This is a genomic window from Vibrio sp. 661 (assembly GCF_033339315.1).
In the GTDB taxonomy this organism is placed as follows: domain Bacteria; phylum Pseudomonadota; class Gammaproteobacteria; order Enterobacterales; family Vibrionaceae; genus Vibrio; species Vibrio alginolyticus.
Map to the genome: position 1 here is coordinate 888,534 of NZ_JAWOUJ010000001.1, position 20,574 is coordinate 909,107.

Annotated in this window: 17 protein-coding genes and 1 pseudogene; 13 read left to right on the plus strand and 5 right to left on the minus strand. The window is 45.1% G+C overall.

Annotated elements, in window-relative coordinates:
• Window positions 1-136 precede the first annotated feature (136 nt).
• The 3 genes from R7P69_RS03985 to R7P69_RS03995 all read right to left on the minus strand — a co-directional run bounded on the left by R7P69_RS03985 (window position 137) and on the right by R7P69_RS03995 (window position 4,271).
• On the minus strand, window positions 137-478 hold the full coding sequence (locus tag R7P69_RS03985; protein WP_238952591.1) for a hypothetical protein: 342 nt from the start codon (window positions 476-478) through the stop codon (window positions 137-139).
• Window positions 479-488: 10 nt separating this feature from the next.
• Window positions 489-2,402, minus strand: a complete 1,914-nt coding sequence (locus R7P69_RS03990; RefSeq protein WP_238952592.1) for a tetratricopeptide repeat-containing diguanylate cyclase — start codon at window positions 2,400-2,402, stop codon at window positions 489-491.
• 612 nt (window positions 2,403-3,014) lie between these two features.
• A complete protein-coding gene (locus R7P69_RS03995) occupies window positions 3,015-4,271 on the minus strand; it encodes an aromatic amino acid transport family protein (RefSeq protein ID WP_017820237.1) in 1,257 nt (418 codons plus the stop codon).
• A gap of 379 nt (window positions 4,272-4,650) precedes the next feature.
• Here R7P69_RS03995 and R7P69_RS04000 point away from each other — a divergent pair, with 379 nt between their 5' ends.
• The 11 genes and pseudogenes from R7P69_RS04000 (at window position 4,651) to nirD (ending at window position 18,102) form a co-directional block, all read left to right on the plus strand.
• A complete protein-coding gene (locus R7P69_RS04000) occupies window positions 4,651-5,085 on the plus strand; it encodes a GNAT family N-acetyltransferase (RefSeq protein ID WP_238952593.1) in 435 nt (144 codons plus the stop codon).
• A 293-nt stretch (window positions 5,086-5,378) separates the two neighbouring features.
• Window positions 5,379-8,042 carry a nitrate reductase gene (locus tag R7P69_RS04005; protein WP_238952594.1) on the plus strand — a complete coding sequence of 888 codons (2,664 nt, stop codon included), beginning with the start codon at window positions 5,379-5,381 and terminating at the stop codon, window positions 8,040-8,042.
• A 20-nt stretch (window positions 8,043-8,062) separates the two neighbouring features.
• Entirely contained in the window at window positions 8,063-8,968 is a 906-nt protein-coding gene (cobA, locus tag R7P69_RS04010; protein ID WP_238952595.1) for a uroporphyrinogen-III C-methyltransferase, read from the plus strand.
• Window positions 8,965-9,918 (plus strand): glycosyl transferase family protein, encoded by a 954-nt coding sequence (locus R7P69_RS04015; protein ID WP_238952596.1) that lies wholly within the window; start codon window positions 8,965-8,967, stop codon window positions 9,916-9,918. The genes cobA and R7P69_RS04015 overlap by 4 nt, the downstream gene beginning before the upstream one ends.
• Before the next feature lie 229 nt (window positions 9,919-10,147).
• A pseudogene (locus R7P69_RS04020) lies at window positions 10,148-11,065 on the plus strand (dienelactone hydrolase family protein).
• A gap of 73 nt (window positions 11,066-11,138) precedes the next feature.
• Complete coding sequence (locus R7P69_RS04025) at window positions 11,139-11,720, plus strand: ANTAR domain-containing response regulator (protein ID WP_039985085.1); 582 nt, start codon at window positions 11,139-11,141, stop codon at window positions 11,718-11,720.
• A 265-nt stretch (window positions 11,721-11,985) separates the two neighbouring features.
• The gene (locus R7P69_RS04030) at window positions 11,986-13,350 is read left to right on the plus strand and encodes a CmpA/NrtA family ABC transporter substrate-binding protein (RefSeq protein ID WP_136976415.1); all 1,365 of its coding nucleotides are present in this window, start codon (window positions 11,986-11,988) and stop codon (window positions 13,348-13,350) included.
• 72 nt (window positions 13,351-13,422) lie between these two features.
• The gene (locus tag R7P69_RS04035; protein ID WP_053303689.1) at window positions 13,423-14,388 is read left to right on the plus strand and encodes an ABC transporter permease; all 966 of its coding nucleotides are present in this window, start codon (window positions 13,423-13,425) and stop codon (window positions 14,386-14,388) included.
• Window positions 14,389-14,399: 11 nt separating this feature from the next.
• Window positions 14,400-15,236: an ABC transporter ATP-binding protein gene (locus R7P69_RS04040; protein WP_053053060.1), complete on the plus strand. Its 837-nt coding sequence runs from the start codon at window positions 14,400-14,402 to the stop codon at window positions 15,234-15,236.
• A gap of 10 nt (window positions 15,237-15,246) precedes the next feature.
• Window positions 15,247-17,766 (plus strand): nitrite reductase large subunit NirB, encoded by a 2,520-nt coding sequence (gene nirB / locus R7P69_RS04045; protein ID WP_238952597.1) that lies wholly within the window; start codon window positions 15,247-15,249, stop codon window positions 17,764-17,766.
• Window positions 17,767-18,102, plus strand: coding sequence for a nitrite reductase small subunit NirD (nirD, locus tag R7P69_RS04050; protein WP_171342577.1), 336 nt, complete (start codon window positions 17,767-17,769; stop codon window positions 18,100-18,102). It begins immediately after the preceding gene.
• Window positions 18,103-18,200: 98 nt separating this feature from the next.
• Here nirD and R7P69_RS04055 read toward each other — a convergent pair whose 3' ends face one another.
• Window positions 18,201-18,605 (minus strand): PPC domain-containing DNA-binding protein, encoded by a 405-nt coding sequence (locus tag R7P69_RS04055; RefSeq protein ID WP_054701378.1) that lies wholly within the window; start codon window positions 18,603-18,605, stop codon window positions 18,201-18,203.
• 1 nt (window position 18,606) lies between these two features.
• Window positions 18,607-19,182, minus strand: coding sequence for a TetR/AcrR family transcriptional regulator (locus R7P69_RS04060; RefSeq protein WP_005375904.1), 576 nt, complete (start codon window positions 19,180-19,182; stop codon window positions 18,607-18,609).
• 284 nt (window positions 19,183-19,466) lie between these two features.
• Between R7P69_RS04060 and R7P69_RS04065 the strand changes: the two genes are divergently transcribed.
• Together R7P69_RS04065 and R7P69_RS04070 are read left to right on the plus strand one after the other, a co-directional pair.
• Window positions 19,467-20,081 carry a glutathione S-transferase family protein gene (locus tag R7P69_RS04065; RefSeq protein WP_005387550.1) on the plus strand — a complete coding sequence of 205 codons (615 nt, stop codon included), beginning with the start codon at window positions 19,467-19,469 and terminating at the stop codon, window positions 20,079-20,081.
• Between the two features lie 220 nt (window positions 20,082-20,301).
• Window positions 20,302-20,562, plus strand: coding sequence for a hypothetical protein (locus R7P69_RS04070; protein WP_017820228.1), 261 nt, complete (start codon window positions 20,302-20,304; stop codon window positions 20,560-20,562).
• Window positions 20,563-20,574: the final 12 nt, after the last annotated feature.

The window sequence follows — 20,574 nt, forward strand, 5'->3', positions numbered from 1 at the left end:
TTACATTAAAAGTTCGATGGACAACATAAGTCTTTGTTAATTTACTGAAACCATGAGGTTTTTATATGTCGCATCGAGCATGCATGAAAAGTGAAAAGCAGAAAATACGAGTGTACCGTCTGCTTCAAGAGGGGAGTTATTTAGTTGAAGTGGGTTGAATAGTTGCCATTGGTTTCTTAGGTTCGGCTTTTTCTTTAGGCAGCACGTTATCAATCCACTTTTTAATGTACAACTTATCGAATTCTTTATCACACCACTTTTTGTTTAATCCACGTCGATTGAACTCAGCACCAATCGCCACTTTGGTTTGGTTGGTTGCACGGTTGTAGTAGAGAGTTTCACATAGTTGAGTGTTACTCATTTGCTGGGCATATACATTGACACTGCTGCTGCGCATTCCCAGTTGAGATGCTTGCTGATTACTGCACGCCATAAGAAATAGAGGCGCAAAAGTAATAATGATTAGATTTTTTTTCATGTGTGCTTTTTTATGATGTAGGGTGAATGATGAACTGGTTTCTGCCAGCTTGCTTCGCATCATACAAAGCTTGGTCTGCCAAGAAAAACCACTGATCCCATTCTTGTTTAATTATTTGTGCCGACAGTTTGTCCACTGCTCCAAGGGAAATTGTCGCGCTTAATGGTTTAGAGTCAACCACCAATGGCGTGTTTTCAACAGTATGTCTCAATCGCTCCAAAAACTTAGCGCAATCTTCAACTCGCTGTACTTCGAATAATAGGACAAACTCTTCTCCACCCCAACGAATGAGTAGGTCACCAGAGCGGGTGGATTCATTAAATAGCGTGGCAATATGAGTCAGCATTTTATCGCCAATATCGTGTCCATATTGATCATTAAAGGTTTTAAAATGATCGACATCTAAAACGGCTAAGGCAAATGTTCTATCTGGGCTTCTACGAGCCATTTTGTCCAACCAAATGTGAAGATAGCGACGGTTATGCAGTTGAGTTAATGGATCGGTAGTATTTTCTTGAGTGAGTGCTTTATTAATACGTCTAACGCGCAGTACGTAACGAAAACCAACGACTCCAATTGCCGCAATAGCGATAAAGTAGAACATTTCTCGATAGCGCTGTGAACGCAGTTCAGAGGCTTGTAGCGCATTTTTTGTTTCTAGCAATTTGAGTTCTTTCTGGGCTAACTTAGCTTCGAGGTCAAACTTAATGTTAATCATCTCTTCACCATGAATATGATGAGAAAACTCAGCCTCTAGCTCTCTTAATTGGGTTAAATAATGAAAAGCCGCTTCATAGTCATTAAGAATTTGATGAGCGTTTACCAGTACCGAAAGCATATCAATACGCTGACGCAGCTCTAATTCACTGGTTGATTTGGTTTGTTCTAGAACGTTAAGTGCTGTTGTAATAGCTTTATCGTATTGTTTGTTTGCGAGGTAAGCCTCTGCAAATGCCTCGTAACAAGACGTTTTTAGCATTTCTAGATTTTTTGGAATGAGCAGGTCTACGCAACGCTGTGCGACCATTAATGCATCATCAATTTTTCCTACCGAGCTCAACATTTGTGAAAAGCTGGATAAAGAGTGGTGCTTGACTGTGTCAGACCCCGTTTGCATTGAAAGTCGAATGGCTTCATTGAAATAATATTCCGCTTTTTTGTTATCTCCGAGGCTCGAGTGAACGATGCTAAGGTTTGCGTAGATAACCCCCATAAAAAAGCTATTATCGTATTGATATTCGCTCTCTAGGTAAGTGTCGAGAGCTTGCGTTAGGTAGCTGTTGGCCCGAGCCCAATCTGATGCGTCGATGTAGACTGTCCCAATGTTGTTCAGTGTCATCGCGACTTGTATTTCAAATACTGTTTTTTCTAATAACTCATAGGCATTGCGATAATATTTTAGGCCACTGCGTAGTTGATTTCGAGATACTTCTAGATTGCCTAACCAGCGGTAAGCACGGCCTTCTAATGCTAGATAACCAAGATCACGGGCTGTAGAAACAACGTCATGGAGTAACAATTCTGCGTTCCAGTTATCGTCTTGCTCAATCATTGTTACAGCCTTATTGAGCTGTGCTTCAGCGACGACCCATTCCAAATGGTGCTTTTTACCGAATTCGATTAAATCGGGCATATCTTTCGGTAATGGAACGCCTTCGTAACGCTTAAGGTACTTTCGTGCAAAGTAATACAGAGCAAGAGACTCCGCTGATGCATTCTGTGGCGCATTTAACTCATCTTTTTGAATTGATCGCGGCTTACCCATCGAGCGAAAGTAGAGTTTTAACATGGGCTTGCTTTCTGCTGAAATGTGTTCTTCCAGATAAGCTTGCTTTTCGGTACTCGCCAGTACGTTGGTCGGATGCAAGAAAAGTCCAAGTGCAGTACAAAGTGCGCAAGCCAGTTTTTTAATTGAGAAGTGCATGAGCGTATTAATAAAATGTGATCTCTTAACCGAATACCAGTTAAGTCTACCATTTCTTGTTGGTTAAGTGCGGATGGATTCCCAGTGGCAAAGTGCTTTGGGAGTGAGAGACGAGAAGGATCTCTATAATATTATGATTTATAAAAACAAAATCTATTGAAAACTTATGTAATGATTGGAAGATGGCATAGGTAGGGTAACGATGGAAGGTAAGTGAGCATATTCGGTGGACTCAATCTAATGATTTAAGCCGCGGATTCATCGCTCGAAATCAGGGTGAAGTGTAAAAAATTACGTTTCTGTCATAAATATTTAATGTTTGTATGGGTTGTTAAAAAACTGGATATTAGACATAGTGTTATTAAGCCAATAAAAAATGGCTATTTATAATAAATAGGAGATTAACTATGCATAATGAAATGATTCAACCTTCGCACTTCGGCATTATCGGCCGTACCTGCATCGCTTCAGTACTTATGATTGCGGGTGTTTTCGCTCTTATTTAAGAGTCAAGGGTAACGATGATTACCTTTTAAAGAGTAAGAAAATTCAGGGAATCACCTTAACCTTGTGTAAGGTATTCCCCTGAAAATCCAAGCTAGTCTTTAGTTATTAGCTGAAGAAGCTAAAAATCAATGCACTTACCGCCACAATGCCTGCTGCTAGAACAAAGTAAGTAGAGACATTTCCTCGATATTGTTTCATCGCCTCGATTTTATACACCGCTAACATTGGCATAATAAATAAGATCATTGCAATAACAGGCCCTGACAATGCTTCCATCATACCAAGAATACTTGGGTTCATGATCGCCGCCGCCCAGATTGAGAAGAACAGTGCTGCCACGCTGATACGATCAACACGCTTCTCAGATAGGTTAAAATGCTTGTTAATTAAACCATTTAAGCTTTCACGCGCACCTAAAAAATGCCCAAGGAAAGATGAAGTGATAGCAACAAACGCTACTAAAGGACCAAGTGTTGCAATAAATGGATTATCGGTTGCGTTCGCTAAGTAAGACAATACGGATACGTTTTGTTCTTTTGCTTGAGCCAATTGTTCAGGTGACAGTGTTAGCACACAGGAAAATACAAAAATAAGAACAAAGGCAATCAGCATGATGCTAGTGCGGCGAAGAATAACTTCGGATTTGGCATCTGCCTGCTTACCGTAATGGCGACGTTGTACATTTGCAAAGCTTGAAATTGCAGCTGCGTGACTAAACGAAAAAATCACTACAGGAACTGCTAACCACATAGTGCTAGCAAAAGCTGACGCTTCTGGCACATCCATGACAGGCATGGTCCAGTTCGGTATTAAGTAAAATGATAGAAAGGCAAGAATGGCAACAAGTGGGAACACCATAATGGCAAAGGCCCGTAGCATTACTTTTTCACCCGCCATCATAATAGCAATTAGTGCAAACACTAGTACGCCAGAAAGCAAAGGTCTAGGTAAAGAAGCCATATCAGCCTGATTTACCATGAAGCTATCTACTGTGTTTGTTATTCCAACCCCATATATCAACAGGATCGGGAAGATCGAAAGAAAATACAGCAGTGAAATAGAACGGCCTGCTTTTGCGCCGAAGTGCTCTTCCACTACATCAGTGAAGTCTGCGTTTTTGATCTTAGAAGATAGTACAAAACGAGCTAAGCCACGGTGCGCAAGATAGGTCATTGGAAAAGCAAGTACTGCCATCGCGACTAAAGGCCAAAAACCACCAATCCCAAGGTTAATTGGCAGAAACAGGATGCCTGCGCCAACGGCCGTTCCAAATAGGCTAAGAACCCAATGTGTATCATGTTTTGACCAAGCTGTGGTTGTGTTTATTTCACTAGGATTTAAGGCATTTCGAGATTCTTTCACTTTAAAACTCGCTTTTATAAAAATAATAATGCTGAAAATGGTAAAGGTTTTAGTGTTTATTATCACATGCGAAGCTTGGTGAATAATGCTGTGGATTTGGGGTGGTTGTAAATTATCCAACTATGAATTTTTCAATAAACCAGAATAAAGTTCTTAATTTTAATGTATTTAATGGTTGTATGTGTTGAAATTTTAATATTGTGTGGTTTTTGATTTTGCGGTTAAAACTTAATCACGGATGTATGTTCTAAGTGAGTTAGGCCTAATTTTCAGGAAGAATATTACATTTCTTAAGCACTTAATTGAGATGTTTGTGTCCCGTCATTTAGATGAGATTTAGGTATACTGCTGCCATTCATGTTAAAGAAGGAGTCATTGAATGGACATTTTGTCTGCGCAAAAAGAGGACTTATTTGCCATATATAAGCTCGAAAATACTTTATTTGGAGAACACGCCTATCCTCAATTTTTCTTTCGGCAAGCTTTTGATTGTTGGGGAGAGAGTTTACTGGTAGCAAAAGAGGGAGAGCAGGTCGCAGGGTATATATTGCTAACGACTAGCACAAATGCACATCAATATTGGATCATGTCATTGGCCGTCGATATTCAACATAGAGGTAAAGGTATTGCGCGTTCCCTCCTAGAAAACGTAATTGAGCCGTTGACGTTAGGCTCAAGCGTGAAATTGACTGTCGATCCTAAGAACCAACCTGCATTGTCTTTATACCTCTCCCTTGGCTTTAAAACGTTAGAAGAAGAAGCGCATTATTTTGGTGACGAAGAATCCAGGTTAGTCATGGAATTAGTAAAGTAATACTGCACGATAATGACCGAAATTTGCACACAATCAGTGCGTAGCATTACGTTGCTATAATTGGTTTTAAGCTAACCTTTTGTATAGTAATGGTTTTTAATCTTGGCACCTCACTTGCTTTACATAAACGTTCATCGATAACTCGATGCACCGCTCTCAATAGCAGGCGAGAGCGGTATAGGGTATTACTTTTTGAAAATGTACTAACAGCGTTAAAGGCATTGCTGCCTCTCTCGATTCGGGAGAGGCTTTTTTTTTGCTAGTAAGTTGGGCTGAATCGCACTGGAGGTGTTATGTCGCAAGGATGCAAAAAAACCACTTGTCCCTATTGTGGTGTTGGATGTGGTGTCGAGGTCAATGCGAAAGGAATCGTTGGGGATGCGTGTCATCCTGCAAATGCGGGATCACTGTGCGTAAAGGGCGTCGCGTTGGCAGAGAGCTTGAATATGCCTTCACGTTTGCTGTATCCAAAGCTTGTCACCAAGCAGCGACCTCAAGGGCAAGAAGTACAATGGCAACAAGCCACGGATCTAATTGCAGAAAAGATTCATCAAGCGAAAGCGGAGTTTGGACCGGATTCCGTCGCGATGTATGTTTCTGGCCAGTTGTTGACGGAAGACTATTACGTCGCCAACAAACTCATGAAAGGCTATGTTGGCAGCGCAAACATCGATACGAACTCCCGTTTGTGTATGTCTTCGGCGGTTGCGGCTCATGTACGAGCATTTGGTGAAGATGTCGTTCCCGTCAATTACGATGACATTGATAAGACTGAGCTATTGATAATTTGCGGTGCTAATACCGCTTGGACGCATCCTGTTTTATTCCGACGTATTCAACAAGCGAGAGAAAACAATCCTAACCTCAAGCTGGTGGTCATTGACCCGCGTAAAACGGTCACCGCGCAGCAAGCTGATTTGCATCTACCGATTAAAAACGATGGTGATGTGTCACTCTTCAATGGGCTGCTGAAGTTTCTTATTGAGCAGCAATGCATTGATTCTGAATACATAAATTCCTATACCGACGGGTTTGATGCGCTTGCAGAAGAAGTCTCTGACTTGCGTTACGATGTCACTAATCTAACGTCTTCCATTGGGATTTCAGAAGAAAAACTCACGACATTCTTCCAATGGTTTGCACAAAGCCCAACTGCAATCACGTTGTTTTGCCAAGGGGTTAACCAAGCCGAAAATGGTGTCGATAAAGGCAATGCCATTATTAATGCACATTTGGCGTCAGGTAAAATTGCTAAGTCAGGTTGCGGGCCGTTTTCTATTACAGGTCAGCCGAATGCGATGGGTGGGCGAGAAGTCGGTGGATTGGCAAATCAATTAGCGGTTCATCGTGCTTTTGACGCAGAGTCTATCAAGCAAGTGCAGGCGTTTTGGGATTCACCAGAAATTGCCACTCAGCCCGGTTTAAAAGCCGTTGAGCTGTTTGAGGCGGTAGAACGTGGTGAGATTAAAGTTCTCTGGGTCATGGCAACCAATCCAGTTGTCTCTTTACCAGATAACCAATTGGTAAAACGTGCACTAGAGATTTGTCCGTTTGTGATTGTTTCCGATATCACAGCGGATTCGGATGTAGCGCATTACGCGGATCTGTTGCTGCCCGCCGCTGGTTGGGGTGAGAAGCAAGGCATGGTAACTAACTCTGAGCGTCGACTTTCTAGGCAGCGCCAGTTTCAAGCGCCTCCGGGTGAAGCAAAATCAGATTGGTGGGCGATAAGCCAAGTCGGGCAAGCTCTGTGTGCATTGGAAAAGACACAAAATGGTTTTGCGTTTACTTCTGAGCGGGCGGTATTCAGAGAATATGCGGCGATGACAGGCATGAATGCAGATTCGCCATTGAAGCTAGATCTTTCTCAATACGCCAACTTAACCGAGCAAGAATACGAAGAGTGGGTGCCGACACAATGGGGAGGAGAGCGTCCTTTTGCTGATGGAATCTATTCGCACCAAGATGGAAAAGCGCGTTTTGTCTTGACCAGTGAATCTCCAACGCGTTTAGAAAGAACAAAAGGCTGGTGGCTCAATACGGGCAGGCAACGCGATCAATGGCATACCATGACGCGCACAGGTCATATCGCACACCTTGCCGCCTCTGAGTTAGAACCAACCGTGTACATGAACACACTCTCTGCTACTCAAAATCGCTTAAAAGCAGGACAACTCACCAAGCTGTTTCAGCCTGCTTCAAACACCAGTATTTATGCCAAAGTTGCCATTGATGAAGGTTTGGGTTTTCAAGAGCTATTTATGTCAATGCACTGGGCGGGTCGATATGGCGGTGAAAGCAGTGTTAACGCGATAGTAAACAGCGCAAAAGACCGTATTTCCGGGCAGCCTGCATTTAAGTCGTCTTATGTTGAAGTGCAAGATGCGGCGGTAAAAACCTACGGTATGTTCATCGGTACACAGTTTGATTCCGGTAAATTTCTCTACAGCGCATTTCAAGCAGAAAGCAACTTGGGCATCTGGCGCTTTGCACACGATAAGCGACCAAAGAAGCAGAGTTTTTGTCGAACGGAAAAGAGCCGCAGAATTACGATAGATATTGCCCAAGGTTGGCTCGCGGTGGATTACGACCTTGTTGGAGACGTTCGTATCATTCGCTCTGTTTTGGTGGTGTCTAGTGAACCGATTCAAACCGGCTACACGAACTTTACCGGCTTGATTGGCAAACCGATGGAGCTATCGCAACTGCTTACCATCACTCAATCGCAAAGCTGCGCCAAACTGGTTTGTAGTTGTTTCCGCGTCACCGATAAACAAATACATGACGCGATGGAGAAACAAGACTGCACTTCACTGACTCAACTTCAAAACAAACTAAAATGCGGCACTAACTGTGGCTCGTGCGTCTCTCAAATCAAACAAATGGTCGACAGCCATCAGCATCAAAAGGGCAAACAGCAAGCGAACCAGCAAAGTCTGGCTATTCAAATAAAGTAAGTCATAAAGAGGATAAGCACATGGAAGCGCCTTATCAAAAGTCTTGGTTTAAGAAAGGACAAGCGAGTCAGAATCAAGAAAGCTCGTCTCGCTTTTCTAAGCATGACCAAGCAAGCAAACTGAACCAACTTTTAGAAGACCGTTCAGTAGACCTCGACGCGAACCACAAAGGTTTTGTCTCGATTGTTGGAGCAGGGCCGCACGATCCTGACTTGTTAACCGTGAAGGCTGTGAAAGCGATTATGTCGGCAGAGGTTCTGCTGTACGACCGTTTGGTTAACAAAGATATTTTGGAGTTGGCTTCGCCACAAGCCGATTGGATTTACGTGGGCAAACGATGCGGACAACCCAGTATTGGTCAGGAAGAAATCTGTGATTTGATGGTATCGCTCGCTCAGCAAGGGAAGCGAGTTGTACGCTTAAAAGGGGGAGATCCTTTTGTATTTGGCCGTGGAGGCGAAGAGGCGTTAGCACTCGTCAAACACTCAATCGCTTACGAAGTCATCCCCGGTATTACTGCTGCGATTGGATGTTCAGCAAACAGCTTGATTCCGCTGACTCATCGTGGCGTTGCTCGCAGCGTTACCTTTGTGACAGGGCAAGTGGTAACAGGCGCATTTGAGGCGTGGAGCCAACTGATGCAAAGCGGACAAACGTTAGTCTTCTATATGGGGTTAGAAAAGTCATCGCAAATACAAACGGGTTTAATAGGCTCTGGTTTGAGAGCAGATTTCCCAGTCGCGATCATCACTCATGGTTGCAGCCCTCAACAACAAGTGCACGTTACACAACTCAATCAGCTCAATGATTTATCGATTACACTTAAAGGCGTGAGCCCAGCATTGATTGTGATGGGAGAAGTTGTCAAACTGCGCGAACAACTAATAGAAACCGTACAGTCAGTGACGGAATACGAGGGAATATGAGCAGCATTTTGGAATGTATTAGAACAGTCGGTCGTGGCGAACGTGGTAGAAAACCACTGAACTTTGACCAAGCGTTTCGAGTTATGGATGAATACCTAAACGGTGAGTGCGATGATGATCAGATGGCAATGCTGTTGATGCTGATCCGCGTACAGAACGAGACTCAACAAGAAATCGCTGGCTTTGTGAAAGCATTCCAATCCCGTATGCCAGCTATTGGTGCAGATATTGATTGGCCATGTTATGCGGGCAAACGTGAAGCGGCAGGTCAGCCTTGGCACCTGTTGGCAGCGAAGATCCTCTCCGATAATGGTCATAAAGTGCTGATGCACGGCTATCACGACCGTCAATCTGGACGTTTACACGCTGAAGACTACCTCGACAAATTTGCTATTACGCAAGCGGAATCAGCAGAAGACGCAAAGCGTGTGTTAGAAACACAAAACATTGTGTATCTGCCGCTCAGTGCGTTTGCTCCTCAAGCAGAAACCATGATCGGTTGGAAGAATCGTTATGGGCTTAGAACGCCGATTAATACCGTGGTTCGAGCACTGAATCCGGGGCAGGCGACGGTTGGTATTCGTGGTAGCTTCCATCCGGGATTCCAACAACTTCATGCTGAAGTCGAATACGAGATTGGTCAAACCGCTCATGCCGTTGTGTCATTCAAAGGACAATCGGGTGAGTCAGAATACAACCCGAAAGTAAGCCAAACGGTATGGCTAAGCCAAACAAGCGGCGTGACATCGCACTACTGGACGGAGCAAATGCTGTCTGAGGTGCCAATGCCTGTGAACTGCCCGTTTGGGACGTCAGAAGATGACATGAACCAAATGGCAAATACGGTTCTCGCTACCATGACAGTGGTTTTGTTTGCACAAATACACGACAGGGAAAAAGCATTCGAACGAGCTTTCTCTTACTGGCAAGCCTATTGCGGCCAACAATGACACACTATTGTCAATTAATGTAAAACCAACGACGCAAAGTTGTTGAATCTGAATCCATTATCTATTGTTTGAAGAAGGTAAAAGATCCTAGCTCGCCAATGATGTGTTTCACAACCTTGCTCCGTATCAGAGTGGTGAAACCGCAGTTTTAGCCTCAATCGCGTTCGTTTTTAGCTTCGCGTTTGAGAATGAGAAAATCCCATATGGTAAGACACAGAGGACATGGATAATGGTTCTAAAGCATACCACTCCTAGTGAAAAGGCTTCTCATCCGATCCCGCAAGAAGCCTTCGATTGGTACGACGAATACGCCCACGGAAAAATCTCGCGCCGTGAGTTTCTAAATAGGCTGGGTGGCCTTGCGGTGCTTGGCTTTAGCATGACAGCACTGGTCGATGCGTTAACCCCGAATTAAGCACTGGCAGAACAAGTTTCATTTAACGATCCTGACATTAAAGCAACTTACGAAACCTTTCCATCTCCAAATGGGCATGGAGAAGGGCGTGGTTATTTGGTGATGCCACAGAAGAAGACCTTAAAATCGCCGACTGTGTTGGTGATCCATGAAAACCGAGGTCTGAACCCTTATATCAAAGATGTCGCAAGACGACTTGCAAAAGATGGCTTTATTGCTTTCGCACCAGACGCACTTTATCCACTCGGCGGCTATCCGGGGAACGACGATGAGGGGCGCGCCATGCAGAAAGGGATGGACAGAGCCAAGATCGAACAAGACTTTATTGCAGCCGCGAACTTCCTCAAACAATACGAGGGTGGCAACGGTAAATTGGGCGCGGTTGGATTTTGCTTCGGTGGATACATTGTCAATATGCTTGCAGCGGTAATGCCTGAAGAGCTCGATGCAGGTGTGCCTTTTTATGGAACACCAGCGGCACAAGAGATCCAAAAGCAAGTCAAAGGACCGTTGATGATTCATTTTGCAGGGCTCGATAAGCGTGTTAACGACACATGGCCTGCCTATGAGCAGCAGTTAATCGCGACCGACGCACAGTATCAAGCGTTAATGTATGAGAACGTCAACCACGGCTTCCATAACGACTCAACAGCACGCTACGCACCGGAAGAAGCAGCACTCGCTTGGGAGCGCACACTCGGCTTCTTCAAAGAACATCTCGCCTCTAGTTAAAACGCGTCTACTTTAGTTGGCACATTCCTTGTTATGTCTCTCTTAGTGAGTGAGATATAAACAAGGAATGTGCATGACTCAATCTACGTCAAAAACACCCATCATAGTATGCTGTGATAGCCTCCAAGAGCAGGCTCGATTGTCCGGCTTATTGAGCAAAGATTACGACAACATCATCGGTTGCCAATTGGCACAACTAGAAACGTTAATGCAACGAGAACCGTCAGCAAGCGTTGTGGTTGGATGGCAGCAGCCAACGGCAGAACTGCGTTTAATCGTCGATTTCTGCCGCAGAAAATCGGCACCACTTCTTATCGTCTTAAAGCAATTATCATCCAATGATATCAATCGGTTATCAGAAAAAATGGACTATGTGCTCATGCCGCACGATAGTGAATTTGCACTTCAACCTTGGATTGAACATGCGGCATTAGTGAGAGCGAAATTCGAAAGTATGCAATCGGAAATTGAATCGCTGACCCATAAGATTGAAGAGCGCAAGCTGGTGGAAAAAGCCAAAGGTCTGCTGATGAAGATGCACAGCGTTGATGAAGAACAGGCTTATAAAGCACTTAGAAATTCAGCCATGCAATCGAGCCAAACGCTCGCACAAGTTGCCAAGAATTTGATAACTACTTTGGAGGTGCTTGATTAGTTGCTCTACCACTTTGGGGTTAGAGTGCATTTTCTAACGTGGTGCGTGTTGCACTATCAGCAAGCAATAACAGGGAATAACAAACGGAAAGATATACTAATCTATTGTATTTACTGTGAAAAATAAGTTGGCACAGTAATTGGATTAGAAGAATTGGGTTTATTGTTGAATCGCTTATCTCAATTATCAACGGCGGTAATTGTAGACTTAGCAACGGCGCTACTGCTCTTCGGAGTAGTGGCGCTTTTTTTATGGGAGCAAACCAATGAAATGGAGTTCGATGCTGAAAGTGTCAGCAATTTCGTTATCGGTATTCACCGCGGTCAGTGTAAAGGCAGAGTTGGGTGAGCCAGAAATTGAAGATCTGAAGTTTGGTTTTATTAAGTTAACCGATATGGCACCGCTGGCGGTTGCTTATGAGAAAGGCTTTTTTGAAGACGAAGGCTTGTACGTCACTTTAGAAGCACAAGCAAACTGGAAGGTGCTATTAGACCGAGTCATCGACGGTGAGCTTGCTGGCGCGCACATGCTTGCTGGTCAGCCATTGGGCGCAACGATTGGTGTTGGCACAAAAGCAGAAGTGATTACCGCGTTCAGTATGGATTTGAACGGCAACGCAATCACGGTTTCCAATGATACTTGGGAACAGATGAAGCAGTACATTCCAAAGCAACCAGATGGCAAACCTGTTCACCCAATCAAAGCGGATGCACTGAAGCCTGTGGTCGACAGCTATCTGGATAAAGGCAAACCGTTCAACATGGGTATGGTGTTCCCTGTATCGACGCACAACTATGAATTGCGATACTGGCTAGCGGCAGGTGGGATTCACCCAGGTTTTTACGCGCCAGACTCAGGCGATAACAGTGGTCAGTTGGATGCTGACGTTCTTTTGAGTGTTACACCGCCACCACAAATGCCAGCAACAATGGAAGCGGGCACGATCAAAGGGTACTGCGTTGGCGAACCATGGAACCAACAAGCTGTGTTTAAAGGCATTGGTACGCCAGTTGTGACCGATTACGAGATCTGGAAGAACAACCCAGAGAAAGTGTTTGGTGTTTCCAAAGCTTGGGCTGAGAAGTATCCAAACACGCACATTCGCGTAGTGAAAGCCTTGATTCGAGCGGCACATTGGTTGGATGAAAACGACAATGCCAACCGCCAAGACGCAGTGAAGATGCTATCAAAAAGCGAATACGTTGGAGCCGATGCTGAAGTTATCGCCAACTCCATGACCGGCACATTTGAATACGAGAAAGGCGACAAACGAGACGTGCCAGACTTCAACGTGTTCTTCCGTCATAACGCCACTTATCCGTATTACAGCGATGCGATTTGGTACCTGACCCAAATGCGTCGCTGGGGGCAAATCTCAAGCGAGAAATCCGATGATTGGTACATGGATGTCGCAAAAGAGGTTTACCGTCCGGACATTTACCAACAAGCGGCTCAAGCACTGATTGAAGATGGTGTGTTGAGCAAAAAAGACTTCCCAGATTTTAGTGCTGAAGATGGTTTCCGTGCGCCACAAACACACTTTATCGACAACATCGTTTATGACGGTCGCGAGCCAAATAAATATCTAGAGAAGTTCTCTATCGGGCTTAAAGGAAAAGACAAGGTTTAACCATAACGATAAACGCCACAGGCGAGGGAATTCGCTTGTGGCAACAAGGATGTAAATTTCTTAGGAGTGAGTATGTCTAGTAATGTCATTTCCCTGTTTCCTGCTAAGCAGGTAGTGAACCGAAGTCGGCTGGTGCTTTTGCCCGTCATTGGCTTGCTGATCTTTTTGGCAATGTGGCACTTAGCGGCGAGAGAAGTGCAAACTTCATTAGGTACGCTACCGGGACCTGTGCAAACTTTTCAGCAGTTCAGCAACCTTGTCGATGACCATTGGCAAGAGCGAGAAAAGGAACAAGCGTTTATCGAGCGTCAGGAAAAGCGCAATGCTGCGAAGTTAGCGAAGAATCCAGACGCGGAAGTGAAGATTCGTCCTTACACAGGTAAACCGACGTTCTTCGACCAAATCGTGACTAGCTTAGTGACTGTGACCGCGGGCTTTCTGCTGGCGACGATTATCGCGATTCCGCTTGGCATCGTGCTTGGTCTTAATCAAGGGCTGTATCAAGCGTTCAACCCAATCATTCAACTGCTCAAGCCCGTATCACCTTTAGCTTGGCTACCCATCGTTACCATGGTTGTAAGTGCCACTTATGTGAGTGATGACCCGATGTTTGCTAAGTCGTTCATTAACTCTCTGATCACAGTAGCGCTATGTAGCTTATGGCCGACGCTGATTAATACCGCTGTGGGTGTAACGAGCGTTGATAAAGACTTAATCAACGTGAGCAAAGTGCTCCAACTTTCGTGGTGGCAGCACATTCGCACTATCGTTTTACCTTCTGCCATTCCAATGATCTTCACAGGTTTACGTCTCTCTTTAGGTATCGCTTGGATGGTGTTGATTGCGGCAGAAATGCTCGCTCAGAACCCGGGGTTAGGCAAGTTCGTTTGGGATGAATTCCAGAACGGCAGCTCGGCATCATTGGGGCGCATCATGGTGGCAGTCATCACCATTGGTTTTATCGGTTTGATGCTCGATAGAGGCATGCTGCAACTTCAAAAGTGGCTGTCTTGGAATAAACAACAAGCGTTGAGATAAGGGAAACGATCATGGAAAAAGCATTATTAGATCTAACGCGTTTAGGGATGCGATTCCCAACGCCAGATGGCGAGTTCATCGCGCTTAAGAACGTCGATTTACAAATCAATAAAGGTGAGTTTGTATCCCTAATTGGTCACTCTGGCTGCGGTAAATCAACGGTATTAAACTTAGTCGCAGGGCTACACATGCCAACAGACGGCGGCGTAATAGTCGATGGACGAGAGGTGGCAGGGCCGGGACCCGACCGCGCAGTGGTATTCCAAAACCATTCATTATTGCCTTGGTTAACCGTGTATCAAAACGTTGAGCTTGCAGTAAAACAAATTGCCGGCAAAAAGGGCAAAGCGTGGATTCAGGAACAAGTGAACCACTATTTGGAGTTGATTCAAATGCAGCATGCTGCGCACAAAAAGCCGGATGAAATCTCGGGCGGTATGAAGCAGCGAGTCGGCATTGCGAGAGCACTGGCACTTCAACCAAAGGTTTTGCTGATGGATGAGCCATTTGGTGCGCTGGATGCGTTGACTCGTGCGCACTTACAGGATGCACTGATGAAGATTCAAGCCGAGCTAAACAACACTGTCATCATGATTACCCACGACGTGGATGAAGCGGTGCTGCTATCCGACAAAATCGTGATGATGACTAACGGACCGGCGGCAACCATTGGTGAAGTGTTAGAAGTGAACCTACCTCGCCCTCGTGAGCGTGTCGCACTGGCGGATGATGCGCAGTATCAGAAGTGTCGACAAGCCGTGTTGAAGTTCCTTTATGAGAAGCAATCCAAAGTCGAGATTCCTGTTTCGAAAGAAGACAAACCCAAAACCGCAGCGCAAACGGCATAAGGAGGCAGCGATGAACAGTCCTTTAACGATTCCAGTAAAGAACGCATTGAGCCACATCGTTGTGGTAGGCAACGGTATGGTCGGGCAACACCTCGTCGAGCAATTAGTGCAGAAAAACGCGCATTTGGAGCACCGAATTACCGTGATTGGTGTAGAGCGCTTTATCGCGTATGACCGTGTACAGTTGTCCTCTTTGTTTGCGGGTAAGTCTCATGATGATTTGATGCTGAGTAACCAAGAATGGTACGACATGCATGGCATCCAACTCGTACTTGGCAGCCAAGTAACAGGCATCGACAGAGAGCAAAAGCGCATTCTGCTTGATGGTGAAGATGTGCTGGGTTACGACCAACTTGTGCTCGCTACTGGTTCGTACCCATTTGTGCCGCCAATTGAAGGTAAAGACCGCGACAACGTGTTTGTCTACCGCACGCTTGATGATCTTTCACAAATCAAAAAGGCATGTGAAGGTGCAAGAACAGGCGCAGTGATTGGTGGTGGCTTGTTGGGTTTAGAAGCGGCAAACGCACTCAAACTATTGGGGCTAGAAACTCACGTCATTGAGTTTGCACCTCGCCTGATGCCCGTACAGTTAGATGATGGTGCTGGTTTAGTGTTAAAAGAGAAGATTGAAGCGCTAGGACTAACCGTTCACACCTCAACGGGGACGGAGCGAATCTGCGATGGTGAAACGGCTAAGCATCGCATGGTGTTTAAAGACAAAGATCCTCTCGAAGTGGATGTGATTGTCTTCTCCGCAGGCATTCGTCCTCAAGATGAGTTGGCAAGGCTGGCTGAGCTAGAAATAGGCGAGCGAGGCGGCATTGTGATTAACAACCAATGCCAAACCAGCGATGAGAACATATACGCGATTGGCGAATGTGCCCTTTGGGAGCAGAAGATCTTTGGTTTAGTCGCACCCGGTTACACCATGGCGAGAACCACTGCCGATGTCTTGACTGGTATGCCAAGCGAAGGTTTTAAAGGCGCAGACATGAGCACCAAGCTCAAGCTACTTGGGGTGGATGTGGCGTCTATCGGCGATGCACAAATGCAAACCGAAGGTGCTCAAGAAATGGTCTTGCAAGATGCGGTCGCAGGCATCTACAAAAAGCTGGTGGTTGATGCGAGCGGCACCCAATTGCTCGGTGCAATTCTTGTTGGTGACAACAGCGATTACGATGCGCTCTTACAGTGTTATTTGAACAAAACGGTCCTGCCAGACCACGCGGCGAACCTGCTATTTGATACCGGAATGCTTGATGGAGAGATGCCAGACAGCGCTATCATCTGCTCTTGTCACAACGTCACAAAAGGCGACTTAGTTGCCGAGATTCAAGCTGGCACTACCAACCTGACAGATCTTAAAGCCAACACCAAAGCCGGTACTGGCTGTGGTGGCTGTAGCAATATGGTGAAGTCGGTATTGGATACTCAATTGGCAGCCATGGGGGTAGAGGTCAACAACCACCTTTGTGAGCACTTTGAGCTCAGTCGCCAAGAGATGTTCCATATTTGCCAGGTGGAACAAATCAAAGACTTCGACACCTTAATTGCACTGCATGGCAAAGGGTATGGGTGTGATATCTGTAAGCCTACGGCAGCATCTGTGTTTGCTTCTTTGTGGAATGAACACATCATGGAGCCACAGCATCAATCTCTGCAAGATTCTAATGATGCCTTTATGGCAAACCTGCAAAAAGATGGTTCTTACTCGATTGTGCCTCGTGTTCCGGGCGGCGAAATCACACCAGACAAACTTATCGTGCTAGGTGAAGTTGCTCAGCAATACGATCTGTACACCAAGATCACTGGCGGTCAGCGCGTAGATTTATTTGGTGCGCAGTTAGAACAGCTTCCTGAAATCTGGCAAACCTTGATTGATGCTGGTTTTGAAACAGGGCACGCCTACGGCAAATCGGTGCGCACCGTGAAATCTTGCGTCGGTTCTACTTGGTGTCGTTATGGTGTTGATGATTCGGTTGGGTTAGCCATTGAGTTAGAGAACCGCTACAAAGGATTGCGAGCGCCCCATAAGCTTAAGTTTGCCGTATCGGGCTGTACTCGCGAGTGTGCAGAAGCGCAAAGTAAAGACATTGGGGTGATCGCCACCGAAAACGGCTGGAATCTATACGTTTGTGGTAATGGCGGCATGAGACCACGACACGCTGATTTGTTTGCATCTGACTTATCCAAATCAGAGTTGATCACCATGATCGACCGAGTATTGATGTTCTACGTCAGCACCGCAGATCGCTTGCAGCGCACGTCGGTGTGGATGGAGAACATGGAAGGGGGCCTAGATTACCTTAAACAAGTGATTTTGGATGACTCTCTCAACCTATGTGATTCTTTGGATGAACAAATGGCACGAGTCGTAGATACGTATCAATGTGAGTGGAAGAGTACGTTGGATAATCCTCAGAAATTGCAACGCTTCCGTCCTTTCTTGAACAGCACGTCGGGCAGCAAAGTCTTGCCGTACCAACGTGTGCGCGGTCAGCGTATTCCAGTGAAACAGGAGGTGTAAATGGCAGCGTTAACCAAAGTGAATTTGTGTCAGCTTGATGACTTAATGCCGTTTATCGGTGCTACTGTATTGATTGAAGGCGAGCATGTGGCGTTGTTCTACATTCCAGATAGCGGTGTTTACGCTGTTCAGGACTGGGACCCAATAGGTAAGGCTTATGTAATGAGTCGAGGGATTGTCGGTGATATTGATGGTGAGATGTGTGTTGCATCACCACTGTATAAACAGCACTTCAGTTTAAAGAGTGGGCAATGTTTGGAAGACGAAGCGCACTGTCTAAAAACGTGGCAAGTAACGATCGACGATAATCAGGTTTGTTATTTAGCCGAAGAATGATCCTCGAAATTAGCTTGCTCGATATGAGTAAATTCTTAGCGTAAGAGACAAGCGAATAAAGCTCCAGAGACAGCACAGTATGGCTCTGGAGCTTTTTACTATTTGGAAGGATTCACTTTCAGCTCGGTATAGCCAGTCGAGTCGTCCATCGTTCTGGTAAACTCAAGTTCTGAGTAAGAATGGATGATCAATTCTGCGGTAGTATCAATCACTGTGCCTTCCAGCAAATGCCCACCCCAAACTAGTCCATCACGATCAGACACTGAGATATGAACGTGCTGATGCTCAGGCGTTAGTGTTCCCATCACAGAGACGATTTCAAATGGCTCTTGTTTGGTTAACGTACTCTCTGCACCTGCCAAACGAAGGTTGAGGTGAGAGATACAGCCAACGCATGAAGCAATCGAGCCTGCTTTGATACCATGCTGCTCGACCAATTTCGCTAGGCTCAGCTTTAAGTCCATGCCTTTGGTAAGGCGTACTGCTATCACTTCAATCGACATGTTATTTCCTAATCAAAACCAGTAAGCAGGAAAGCGCGGTATCCAAGTCGGCATAACGTTTGGCTTTGCCAAGCACGCGCATGCCTTGCATGTTGTTGAGAACAAAACGAGCAAGCTCTTCTGGTTTCAGCGTTTTCGGCACTAAGGTTTCTTTTTGTGCATTGGTCAGCGCATCCGCAATGATGTCGATAAGATGGTCAAACAAAAAATGCCCTTTACGCAGTACATCATCGTCTTCACCAGCGTGCTCAATCAACGCATTTTGGATAAAACACCCACAGTTGCGTTTGCGTTGCAGCTCAGCAAAAGATTTAAGGAACGATTCCAACTCAGGTAAAGACGCATCGTCTTTTTCCAAATCATTCAGTGACGGTAGCGAGACCTTTTTTAAGTAAGTATCGAGCGCTTCGTAGTAGAGCTGTTGCTTGTCACCATAGGTGTTGTAAAGACTGAAGCGGTTGATGTTTAACTCGTCGGTGAGATCCGAGATCGACGTGTTCGCAAAGCCCTTGCGCCAAAACACATCCATAGCCACGAGAAGCTTTTCATCTCGGTCGAAGTTGGCTTTTCTTGCCATAAATTACCTGCCTGGGTCTGCTTATCGGGTAATTAAATTGCTTTGGAGGGATGGTACAGAGAACCTCTAGCGTTCGAACTGAACCAATATGATGAATACCCATCTATTCTTGGGTATCAGCCTCCAAATTCATGTGAACTCACAAACGGCATCAAAAATCTCGCTCAGCAAACAGACCCACAACTGTTTGAAAATTTTTGATAGTGAAGTTCTTGACTGATCGTTTATAAACTGGCTACAGTATATCCTAACCAATCGGTTAGAAAAAGATAAAAGGATGTGAAATGAAGCTCTATGAAACCGCAATGACTCCAAGTTGTAAGCGAGTTAGCATTTTTCTAAAGGAAATCGGTGGCGAGGTTGAGCGAATTGCGCTGAACGTTCGTGAGGGCGATAACCTATCTGAACCGTTTAAATCGAAAAGCGTGAACGGCAAAGTGCCTCTGCTGGAATTGGATGATGGTACGACGATCTGTGAAAGCGTTGCGATTTGTCGCTACCTAGATGAAGCGTTTGAAAATGATCTGGCGCTGTTTGGTGCTAACCAGCTTGAACGTGCTCAGGTGGAAATGTGGCATCGTGTGGTGGAGTTCCAAGGACTAAATGCGGCATTTCAGGCGTTTCGAAACATGACCGGAGTTTATGGAGACAGAGAACGTTGCGTTGAAGCATGGGGCGAAGAATCAAAACAACGCGTCTATGAATTTCTGCCTGTCTTAGACAAGCGGCTTGAACATAATTATTTTATCGCCGTAGACCATTTTACTATCGTCGATATAACAGGCTTTATTTTGATCAGTTTCGCAATTAAAGGCCTAGAAATTGATGTGCTATCGACGTCGCCAAACATTGCTCGATGGTATAACCAAATTTTAGCTAGACCTGCATTTCAGAGTTAATGTATTGCAGCGAGTGGATGATAGCTCGCTGCTACCACCTTACCGATTCTTAACTCAGCAGGATATTCAAATTTTTTCAGATTTTTCTTATTTTTTCTCCTATCGCCTATAATTGGAAAAACAACCTCAATTTGCTTCGTTGCGTTTTAGAGCCTTGGGCTCTTGGTCCGTAGACGCTCTCTTTCATCATGGAAAGTCTAATAATAGACAAGGAGAGGTCATGAGTATTCAAGTGAAAACTATCAATAATATTCTAATCGCCCTGTTAATGGTTTCGGTTTTTGGTCTATTCGCACTGTACCTCAATTACACACAGCAGAATGAACAGATTGAAAGGCTACAAAGTCAGTTAATCGAAAAAGAGCATCAGATACTAATTTCTAATGAAGCGTTGTCTTACACTCGATATCAACACCAATTATTAGCCGAAGACTACAGCCGTTTTAGAAATGAGCAGTCAGTGACTAGTGTTTTGCGTTAGCCAGTAAAGCAA

Bases quoted from the DNA above. Each gene is read 5' to 3' on its own strand.
- R7P69_RS03985 (WP_238952591.1), bottom strand. From the start codon at position 478: ATGAAAAAAAATCTAATCATTATTACTTTTGCGCCTCTATTTCTTATG.
- R7P69_RS03990 (WP_238952592.1), bottom strand. From the start codon at position 2,402: ATGCACTTCTCAATTAAAAAACTGGCTTGCGCACTTTGTACTGCACTT.
- R7P69_RS04000 (WP_238952593.1), top strand. From the start codon at position 4,651: ATGGACATTTTGTCTGCGCAAAAAGAGGACTTATTTGCCATATATAAG.
- R7P69_RS04005 (WP_238952594.1), top strand. From the start codon at position 5,379: ATGTCGCAAGGATGCAAAAAAACCACTTGTCCCTATTGTGGTGTTGGA.
- cobA (WP_238952595.1), top strand. From the start codon at position 8,063: ATGGAAGCGCCTTATCAAAAGTCTTGGTTTAAGAAAGGACAAGCGAGT.
- R7P69_RS04015 (WP_238952596.1), top strand. From the start codon at position 8,965: ATGAGCAGCATTTTGGAATGTATTAGAACAGTCGGTCGTGGCGAACGT.
- R7P69_RS04025 (WP_039985085.1), top strand. From the start codon at position 11,139: ATGACTCAATCTACGTCAAAAACACCCATCATAGTATGCTGTGATAGC.
- R7P69_RS04030 (WP_136976415.1), top strand. From the start codon at position 11,986: ATGAAATGGAGTTCGATGCTGAAAGTGTCAGCAATTTCGTTATCGGTA.
- R7P69_RS04035 (WP_053303689.1), top strand. From the start codon at position 13,423: ATGTCTAGTAATGTCATTTCCCTGTTTCCTGCTAAGCAGGTAGTGAAC.
- R7P69_RS04040 (WP_053053060.1), top strand. From the start codon at position 14,400: ATGGAAAAAGCATTATTAGATCTAACGCGTTTAGGGATGCGATTCCCA.
- nirB (WP_238952597.1), top strand. From the start codon at position 15,247: ATGAACAGTCCTTTAACGATTCCAGTAAAGAACGCATTGAGCCACATC.
- nirD (WP_171342577.1), top strand. From the start codon at position 17,767: ATGGCAGCGTTAACCAAAGTGAATTTGTGTCAGCTTGATGACTTAATG.
- R7P69_RS04055 (WP_054701378.1), bottom strand. From the start codon at position 18,605: ATGTCGATTGAAGTGATAGCAGTACGCCTTACCAAAGGCATGGACTTA.
- R7P69_RS04060 (WP_005375904.1), bottom strand. From the start codon at position 19,182: ATGGCAAGAAAAGCCAACTTCGACCGAGATGAAAAGCTTCTCGTGGCT.
- R7P69_RS04065 (WP_005387550.1), top strand. From the start codon at position 19,467: ATGAAGCTCTATGAAACCGCAATGACTCCAAGTTGTAAGCGAGTTAGC.
- R7P69_RS04070 (WP_017820228.1), top strand. From the start codon at position 20,302: ATGAGTATTCAAGTGAAAACTATCAATAATATTCTAATCGCCCTGTTA.